The 8,601-nt window shown below is 64.5% G+C and carries 8 protein-coding genes; 4 read left to right on the top strand and 4 right to left on the bottom strand.

The window, feature by feature from the left end; translation table 11 throughout:
• Positions 1-155 precede the first annotated feature (155 nt).
• Positions 156-1,310, top strand: coding sequence for an L-lactate dehydrogenase (locus WEB61_RS00795; RefSeq protein WP_368062423.1), 1,155 nt, complete (start codon positions 156-158; stop codon positions 1,308-1,310).
• A gap of 6 nt (positions 1,311-1,316) precedes the next feature.
• Here WEB61_RS00795 and WEB61_RS00790 read toward each other — a convergent pair whose 3' ends face one another.
• A complete protein-coding gene (locus tag WEB61_RS00790; protein WP_368062422.1) occupies positions 1,317-2,468 on the bottom strand; it encodes a PQQ-dependent sugar dehydrogenase in 1,152 nt (383 codons plus the stop codon).
• 174 nt (positions 2,469-2,642) lie between these two features.
• On the opposite strand from WEB61_RS00790, the gene WEB61_RS00785 reads away from it, so the two are divergent.
• From WEB61_RS00785 to WEB61_RS00775, 3 genes are all read left to right on the top strand, one after another.
• Complete coding sequence (locus tag WEB61_RS00785) at positions 2,643-3,608, top strand: NAD(P)H-dependent flavin oxidoreductase (protein ID WP_368062421.1); 966 nt, start codon at positions 2,643-2,645, stop codon at positions 3,606-3,608.
• Positions 3,609-3,707: 99 nt separating this feature from the next.
• On the top strand, positions 3,708-4,112 hold the full coding sequence (locus WEB61_RS00780) for a TIGR02301 family protein (protein WP_368062420.1): 405 nt from the start codon (positions 3,708-3,710) through the stop codon (positions 4,110-4,112).
• A gap of 210 nt (positions 4,113-4,322) precedes the next feature.
• The gene (locus WEB61_RS00775; protein WP_368062419.1) at positions 4,323-4,619 is read left to right on the top strand and encodes a hypothetical protein; all 297 of its coding nucleotides are present in this window, start codon (positions 4,323-4,325) and stop codon (positions 4,617-4,619) included.
• Positions 4,620-4,692: 73 nt separating this feature from the next.
• Here WEB61_RS00775 and WEB61_RS00770 read toward each other — a convergent pair whose 3' ends face one another.
• The 3 genes from WEB61_RS00770 to WEB61_RS00760 all read right to left on the bottom strand — a co-directional run.
• A complete protein-coding gene (locus WEB61_RS00770; protein WP_368062418.1) occupies positions 4,693-6,237 on the bottom strand; it encodes an acetolactate synthase large subunit in 1,545 nt (514 codons plus the stop codon).
• Positions 6,238-6,288: 51 nt separating this feature from the next.
• Complete coding sequence (locus WEB61_RS00765; RefSeq protein ID WP_368062417.1) at positions 6,289-6,930, bottom strand: LysE family translocator; 642 nt, start codon at positions 6,928-6,930, stop codon at positions 6,289-6,291.
• A 45-nt stretch (positions 6,931-6,975) separates the two neighbouring features.
• Positions 6,976-8,601 (bottom strand): AMP-binding protein (locus tag WEB61_RS00760; RefSeq protein WP_368062416.1); only part of this gene is annotated, 1,626 nt, incomplete at its 5' end.

The following is an 8,601-nucleotide window of genomic DNA, read 5'->3' as shown; positions in this document are numbered from 1 at the left end:
TTCAGCGAACTTGCCTATATCATCGACAGCAAACGCGACGGCGCGGCGCTGGAGGTGGAGGATTAGGGCGTTGTGCCTGTGGCTCCCCCTCACCCTTCCGCCGTCTTGCGCCCGCGGAAAGGTGAAGGGGCGACAAGAATGCAGAGGGGAGAACCATGAGTCTCGATCTCAATCCGGTTTCGGTGTCGGACTACCGCGAAATGGCAAGGCGGCGGCTGCCGACGCAGCTTTTCGACTATATCGATGGCGGCTCCTATGCGGAGGCGACGCTGGGCGACAATGTGGCGGCGTTCGACCGGCTGAAGCTGCGCCAGCGGGTGCTGCGCGACGTGTCGACGATCGACACGGGCACCGAGATATTCGGCAGGCGCTGGAAAATTCCGGCGGCGCTGGCGCCGGTCGGTTTCGCCGGCATGTATGCGCGGCGCGGCGAGGTGCAGGCGGCGAAGGCGGCGGAGGGGTTCGGCGTGCCCTTCACGCTGTCCACCGTCGGCATCTGCTCGATCGAGGAAGTGGCCAAGGCGACGACGCAGCCCTTCTGGTTTCAACTCTATGTCATCAAGGATCGCGGCTATGCGCGCGCGCTGATGCAACGCGCGCATGAAGCGGGCTGTCCGGTGCTGGTTTTCACCGTCGATCTCGCGGTGCTCGGCGCGCGCTACCGCGACACGCGCAACGGCATGAACACCGCGATGTCGCTCGGCAAACGGCTCAAGGTCGCGATGGATTTCGCGCGGCGGCCGGGCTGGCTCCGCGACGTGGCGCTGGGCGGCAAGCCGCTCGATTTCGGCAACCTGCGCGAGGCCGTGCCCGATGCGCGCGGCTTCGGCGCATTCGGCGCCTGGGTCGCACAGAATCTCGACCCGGCGATGACGTGGAAAGACCTCGAATGGGTGCGCGCCAACTGGCCGGGCAAGATCGTCATCAAGGGGGTGATGGACCCGGAGGATGCGCGACTTGCGATGGCGGAAGTGGCGCCGGACGGGATCGTCGTTTCGAACCATGGCGGGCGGCAGCTCGACGGCACGCCGGCGACGCTCGACGCCTTGCCGGCGATCCGCGCGGAAGTGGGCGAGCGGACGACATTGTTTCTCGATGGCGGCATCCGCAGCGGGCTCGACATCGTCAAGGCGCTGGCGCAGGGCGCGGATGCCTGCCTGCTGGGGCGCGCCTGGGCCTTTGCGCTGGCGGCGCGCGGCGAGGCCGGCGTCAAGGCGATGCTCGGCACGATGCGGCAGGAGATGCATGTCGCGATGGCGCTGACGGGGCACACGAAGGTTGCCGAAATCGGTCGCGATACGATTGCGTGAGTCCCCCTACTCCGCTTTCACGACGCGGAGGATTTCGCCATCGGGCGAATCCGCCAGCAGGTAAAGGGCGCCGCCGGGGCCCTGGCGGACGTCGCGGATGCGCAGGCCCAGATCTTCAAGGAGCGATTCCTCGCCCGTCACCTTGTCGCCGTCGAGGGTCAGGCGATAGAGGCCGGGTCGCGCGAGGCCGCCAACGAAGAGATTGCCTTTCCATTCAGGGATGGCGTCGCCGGTGTAGAAGGCCATGCCGGAGGGGCCGATGGAGGGCTTCCAGTAGTGGATGGGCCCGACCATGCCGGGGGCCGCGCTCTTGCCGCTGCCGACCGGCGTCAAATCGTAATTGACGCCGTAGGAAACGACCGGCCAGCCGTAATTCTTTCCGGCTTCGGGGATGTTGACCTCGTCGCCGCCGCGCGGCCCGTGTTCATGGGTCCAGAGGATGCCGGTTTCAGGATGAAGCGCCGCGCCCTGCTGGTTGCGGTGTCCGTAAGACCAGATTTCCGGCAGCGCGCCGTCTTCGTTGACGAAGGGATTGTCTTCCGGCACCGAACCGTCGGGGAATATCCGCACGACCTTGCCGAGATGCGAATTGAGGTCCTGTGCCTGGGTGCGCAGGTTCGCCTTCGAGCGTTCGCCCAGGGCAATGAAAAGATGGCCGTCGCGGTCGAAGACGAGGCGCGAGCCGAAATGCAGCGTGCTCGCTTCCTTCGGCTGCTGGCGGAAGATCACCTCGACGTCCCGCAGTTGCGGCGACATGCTTTCGGTGAGATGGCCGCGCACGACGGCGGTGCCGTTCCTGTCCCCTTCGCCTTTTTCGGCGTAGCTCAGATAGATCAAACGGTTTTCCGCGAAGTCCGGATCGAGGGCGACGTCGAGCAGGCCGCCCTGCCCGCGCGCATCGACTTCCGGCACGCCGTAGATCGCATCGCCGACCTTGCCGTCGGGCGTCACGATGCGCAGGAAGCCCGGCCGCTCGGTGACCAGCATGTTGCCGTCGGGCAGGAAAGCGAGAGCCCAGGGATGCTCGAGGCCTTGCGCCACCGTCTCGACGCGGATTTTCATTTCCTCCGTGTCGAAGGTTCGATCCAGCGCGAGGGCCGGTGCGGCGGCAGAAAGGCTTGCGGCAAGAAAAATGACGGCGGCACGGCGGTCGATCATGGAGCACCCGGGATATGGAAAGGTCAGCCGCCAGCCTCGCCGCCGGAGGGGACGAAAATATGGCGGGGTGCGCCGACGGGCGGGATTGACAGATGCGAGGGCGCGGGTTTTAGTTAGGTATCCGAACTAAATAGCCGGGACGCACAGCCCCGCATTTCAGGGAGACGACCCCCAATGACCATCCGCACGCCGCTTTGCGACCTTCTCGGCATCAAATATCCGATCATGCTGGCCGGTATGGGCGGCGTCTCCTATGCCGAACTTGCGGCCGCCGTTTCCAATGCCGGCGGCTTCGGCACGCTCGGCATGGCGGGGCGGCAGCCGGAGGAAATCCGCGCCGAGATGAAGAAGGTGAAGGACCTGACGGACAAGCCGTTTGGCGTCGACCTGCTCGCGGCGGTGCCGGAATCGCTGGAGCGGACGGCGGACATCATGATCGAGGAAGGCGCGACGGCGTTCATCTCCGGGCTTGGCGTGCCGACGAACATTCTCGAGAAGCTGCACGGCTCGGGCATGAAGGTGATGAATGTCTGCGGCACCGTGAAACATGCGGTAGCGGGCGAGAAGGCCGGGCTCGACGGCGTGATCGCGCAGGGCACCGAAGGGGGCGGCCACACGGGCAAGGTGGCCGGCATGGCACTGATCCCGCAGATCGTCGATGCGGTGAAGAGCATTCCGGTGATCGCGGCGGGATCGATCGTCGATGGGCGCGGGCTTGCCGCCGCGCTCGCCTTCGGCGCGCAGGGCGTGTGGATGGGCACGCGCTTCATCGCAGCGAAGGAAAGCCACGCCGGCGACATGTACCGGCAGGTAATCGTCGAGGCGAAAGACACCGACACGATCGTCACGCGCTGCTATTCGGGCAAGACGATGCGCGTGTTCAACAACCCTTATGTGCAGGACTGGGAGAGCCGTCCGGCCGACATTCAGCCCTTCCCGCAACAGGCGATCCTGTCGCATCAGAACAATGTGATGGGCGGTATCGGCGGGCAGATCGAAGGGCTCGACCGGGAGCGTTCGTGCTTTGCGATGGGCCAGGGCGCGGGCGGCATTCACGATATTCTCAGCGCCGCCGAGATCGTCGAGAAAACGATGGCGGAAGCCGAAGCGGTGCTGGCGCGCCTCAAGAAATACGCTTAGGCAATTAACCCGTTTTCGGGCCCGCTTCCTGCAGCGATCCCGGCAACCCGCCCGAAAAGCGGGGCAAGGCGCCAATTCCGGCGCGGAACGGGACGTTGCATGTCCAGATTCGGGACGCAGGACCAAGGTAAATGGAGGCGCCGCGCCGGCGCGGCCCAGACGGCCGCGCTGTTGGCGATGCCGCCCGCCCCCGCCGCCGCGCAGACCCTGCCTGTCGAAATGTTCCGGCTGGCCGAAGTGCTGGGCGCCGTTCACCATCTTCGGACCGTCTGCGGCACGCGCGAGGGGCAGCTCTGGCGCAACAAGATGATCGAAATGATGGGCGCCGTCGGCCCCGAGGAAAAGGACCGGCAGGAACTGATCGCGCGGTTCAACGACGCCTTTCACAACACGCGCAACCGCTATTCAACCTGCTCGCGCAGCGCGGCCGGGCAGTCCGACAAGCTGTTCGAGGAAGGACAGCGCATCGCGCGGGATCTTGCGGCCAAGGGCTATGGCCGCTAGCGCGGTCCTGTTCACAAGACGATACACCTCGTCATGTATGAAACGCCCCGCGATGGGACAGCGTGCCGGCGGGCCTGTGTCTGTTAACCTCTCTTTCACGAATGGGGAGACATTCAGTCCGGGTGTGTTACAAAGGTGCGGTTAGTCCAACCACGAGAGGCCGGTTGTCAGCGGTAAAAATACCGGGCAAACCGCCGGATCGAGGAACCAATGGCCGAAGATTTTCCAGGTGACGCAACGCTCCGCTCCCTCGACGAGGACGGACACGATGTATCGCCGCTTTCCGAAACCGAGCAGCGCCGTGTTGCGCTCCAGAATATTCTGGACGCGTGGGACGAGGCGCTGGGCGAAGGCGTCGATGCCGATATTCTGGCGACGACCGCGATTTTTGCTGCGCTGTCCGACATGGTGGAAGCTTATGGCGAGGAAGCCGTGGCCGATATGGCGGCCGGCCTTGCCGATCGTGTGCGGCAGGGCGAATTCACGCTCAACCGGACAATGAACTGAATTTTCGCGATGGCGATACGAAAAGGCGGGCCCGAGGGCCCGCCTTTTTTATCGTCCGCAGCGACGGAGTTCGTCAGAGCATCACCTCGATCAGACGCGGGCCTTTTTGTTTCATCGCCGATGCGAAAGCCTCGGCGAATTCCTCCGCCGTTTCCACCCGAACCGACTCGACGCCCATGCCCTGCCCCAGTTGCACCCAGTTCAACTCCGGATTGTGCAGGTCGAGCATCGAGAGCGCCTTGGGGCCGGGATTCTCGGCGCCGACGCGCATCAACTCGATATTGAGGATGGCATAGGAGCGGTTGGCGAAGATCACGTTGGTCACGTCGAGCTTCTCGCGCGCTTGCGTCCAGAGCGCCTGCAGCGTGTACATCGCGCCGCCGTCACCATGAAGGCAGACAACTTTCCGGTCCGGGCAGGCAACGGCCGCGCCTGTGGCGAGTGGGAGGCCCTGGCCGATGGCGCCGCCGGTCAGCGAGAGATGGTCATGCGGCGCGGCGTTCGTCGTCGCTATGGCGGAGCCGATACCCGATGTCGCCGCCTCGTCGGAGATGATCGCGTTGTCGGGCAGGTAATGCGCAACGATCTGGCCGGCCGTGAACTGATCGAGCGCGCCTTTCGGCAGATCCGGCTTCTGTAGCGGCGCGACGCCGGCCGGGTCCTTCGGTGCACCGATGGCAGAGGCCACGGCTTCGAGCGCGGCGACGCCGTCTTCATGCGGATGGGCGAGATAGATGATTTCGGCGCCTTCCGGCGTGCACCAGCTCGGCTTGCCGGGATAGGCGAAGAAGGAGACGGGCGGCTTCGAGCCGACAAGGATGAGTTGCTCGACATTGGCGAGCGTCTCGACCATCTGCTCGGCGAAATAAGGAATGCGCTCGATCACGACGCGGCCCGCACCGCGCTGGAGGCGGGGCGTGAAGGTGTCGCACATGATGCGCGCGCCGGAGGCGGCGGCAATGCGGCCGGCGGCCACGAGGCCCTGCTCCTTCAGCGCGGCACCGCGCACGAGGATCGCGGTCTTCTTGCCGTTCTTCAGCGCCTTCGCAGCGGCATCGACGGACGCGGACGACACGGTGGCGGGCGCTGTCAAAGAAAGCTTCGGCGCGGGATGCTCTGCTTCGAGCCATGCCGTGTCGGCCGGCAGGATCAGCGTCGCGATCTGGCCGGGCGGCTGCATGGCGGCGTGAACGGCACGGGCGCCATCAGCGGCAACGGTTCTGGGGCTTGTCGATGAGTGAACCCAACCGGAAACCGGACGCGCGAAGCCTATGATGTCGGATGCGAGCGGCGCGTCATATTGCGCATGATAGGTCGCATGATCGCCAACGATGTTGACGATGGGCGTTTGCGCGCGACGCGCATTGTGGAGGTTGGCGAGGCCGTTGGCGAGGCCCGGCCCCAGATGCAGGAGCGTCGCCGCCGGCTTCTCGGCCATGCGGCCATAGCCATCGGCCATACCGGTGACGGCGCCTTCGAAGAGGCCGAGGATCGCGCGCATGCCCTCGACCTTGTCGAGGGCCGCCACGAAATGCATTTCCGAGGTGCCGGGATTCGAGAAACAGACCTCCACGCCCGAGCCCACCAGCGTCCGTACCAGGCTTTCCGCGCCGTTCATTTGCCGCCTCCCACACGATTTCTTATTGCGAACCTGAATTTGAATTCGAGACTAGAACAAAAACCTCGCCGCGACACGCGTGAGAATAAGGATACCGAAACCGAAGATCAGCGCACCCGATACCCGGTTCACGATGACCAGCATGCGGTCGTTCATGCGCTGACGAAACAGGCTGACGAAGCCGGAGACGCTGGCCCACCAGAGGATCGAGCCCGCCATCACGGCAAGGACGACAGTTGCCGCATGGCCGTAATCCTCGCCTGCCGAGGCCAGCCCCGCGATGCCACCGAAGATCGCGATGAAGCCGAGCATGGTCGCCGGGTTCGTGATCGTGAGCACGAAAGTGGCGGCGAAGACACCGGCCATGGCGCCGGAAACATTGATGGGCTCCTCATCGCCGAAATGCGGATGGGCAAACCAGGTGCGCAGGCCAAGGCCGATGAGAAAGAAGCCCCCGACGAATTGCAGTACGGTTTCGAAGCGGAAGACGAAATCGACCGCAGCGGTCAGCCCGAAGGCGGCGATCGCCGCGAAGATCGCATCGCCCGCCGCTGCGCCGCCGCCGGAGAGAAATCCGTTCAGCCAGCCGTAGCGCAGGGTGCGGCGGATAACGATGAGATTGACCGGGCCGATGGGGGCGGCAACGGCCAAGCCGATCGCAACGCCGTTTGCCACCAGACCGAGATCAATCATGCCGCCGCCCGCTCTCTTCGTTCCGGAGATCGTTCGCGAAACCGGTCATACGATGACAACATCGTTGCCCGGTGGATCGGCGTAAAGTTTTTCGACAAGCACCGCACGGCGACCGAGCGCGACTGCCTGGTTGATGTAACCCTTGTCGGTCAACTCGCCGGCATCGACGCTTGCGGGCTCGACCATCAACAGCGCGCGAAGGACTCGTGTGCTCGAGCCCGGATTGCCCGTGTTGTAGGCCCGCAAGCCCTCGGCCAGTCGTTCAAGCACTGCCGGATGATGCACGATGTCCTCGGCCGCCAGCGATTGATCGCCGGCGATGTTGCGGCAGGCGGGAAGATTGGGGAAACCGAGCAGACCGATGAATGCGCGGTCGAGTCCTGCCACCAGCGCATCGGCGAGCACGCCATTCGATGCGGCCACCGCATCAACACGCAGCTTGCCGGCGCTGACCCAAGTGCCGGTCGAGAGCTTGAAGTCTTCGGCCACGCGGCCGTCGAAGACGAGACCTTCGAGCGGATTGTCGGGATTGACGAAACGCGCACCATCGCCAAGGCGATAGAAGCCTTCGTCATCATAGGCTTCGCCGGTCTTTTCCGGATTCTTGTAGTAACCCGGCGTGATGCAGTCGCCCCGCACACGCACTTCCATCTTCCGGCCGACGGGCGCCAGCTTCAATTCGATGCCCGGCAACGGCAGGCCGAGCAGGCCCATGCGTTCGGTCGGCCAATGGACATTGGTGATGGTGGGCGCGGTTTCGGTGGCACCGTAGCCCGACGAAAAAACAATGCGCTCGCCGACGGTCCTTACCGCCACGCGCTGGACCCGCTCATAGAGATCCTGGCTCAGCGCCGCGCCGCCATAGGCCAGCGAACGCAGGCGCGAGAAGAAATTCCTTGCCAGCACTTCGTCGCGTTCGAGCTCGTCGGCCAGCATCGTGTAGGCGGCCGGCACGTTGGAATAGGCGGTGGGCGCAATCTCATACAGGTTCGCCACCGTTTCGGCGAAGCCGCCGGGAACGGGACGGCCGCCGTCGATATAGAGCGTGCCGCCCGATACCAGCAGGTTGTTGAGGATCGCGTTGCCGCCGAAACAATGGTTCCAGGGCAGCCAGTTCAGGAGAACGGGCGGTTCTTCGCCTTCCTGCTCAACGGTGACGCTTTTGGGCATCACCGAATTGACGCACATCATGCGTTGCGTCGTGATGACGGCCTTGGGCATGCCGGTGGAGCCCGAAGTAAAAAGATATTTCGCAACCATGTCGTAGTGGAGCCGCGCATAGCTTTCCTCGACCGCGGCGCCGGGGGCGGTGTCGAGCAGATCGGAGAAAGAAGTGCCGCGCGAGGCATCGACCGTGACGAGTTCCACGCCGTCGAGATCGAGCGCCGCGAGGCCGCGCGCGAAGGGGGCGCTTTCCTGCATGAAGATCAGCTTCGGTTCGACAAGATCGACGACGTAGCGCAGCTTCTCGAAATCGGAACTCATGGTGCTGTAGGAGGGCGAGACCGGCGCGACGGGAACGCCCGCGAGAATCGCGCCATAGGTCATCAGCGCATGTTCGATCGAATTTCCGGAGAGGATCATCACCGGCGTCTGCTGGTTAAAGCCACGATCGAGCAGCGCCTGCGCGATGGCGCTGACTTTCCTGTCGGCCTCCGCATAGGTCAGCAA

Origin of the sequence: Parvibaculum sp., from assembly GCF_040882025.1 — a bacterium.
Classification (GTDB): domain Bacteria; phylum Pseudomonadota; class Alphaproteobacteria; order Parvibaculales; family Parvibaculaceae; genus Parvibaculum.
The sequence above is the reverse complement of the archived record's forward strand: the minus strand, read 5'-3'. Positions and strand labels throughout refer to the sequence as shown.

Coding starts and splice junctions, on each gene's coding strand:
- WEB61_RS00795 (WP_368062423.1), top strand. CDS start 156: ATGAGTCTCGATCTCAATCCGGTTTCGGTGTCGGACTACCGCGAAATG.
- WEB61_RS00790 (WP_368062422.1), bottom strand. CDS start 2,468: ATGATCGACCGCCGTGCCGCCGTCATTTTTCTTGCCGCAAGCCTTTCT.
- WEB61_RS00785 (WP_368062421.1), top strand. CDS start 2,643: ATGACCATCCGCACGCCGCTTTGCGACCTTCTCGGCATCAAATATCCG.
- WEB61_RS00780 (WP_368062420.1), top strand. CDS start 3,708: ATGTCCAGATTCGGGACGCAGGACCAAGGTAAATGGAGGCGCCGCGCC.
- WEB61_RS00775 (WP_368062419.1), top strand. CDS start 4,323: ATGGCCGAAGATTTTCCAGGTGACGCAACGCTCCGCTCCCTCGACGAG.
- WEB61_RS00770 (WP_368062418.1), bottom strand. CDS start 6,237: ATGAACGGCGCGGAAAGCCTGGTACGGACGCTGGTGGGCTCGGGCGTG.
- WEB61_RS00765 (WP_368062417.1), bottom strand. CDS start 6,930: ATGATTGATCTCGGTCTGGTGGCAAACGGCGTTGCGATCGGCTTGGCC.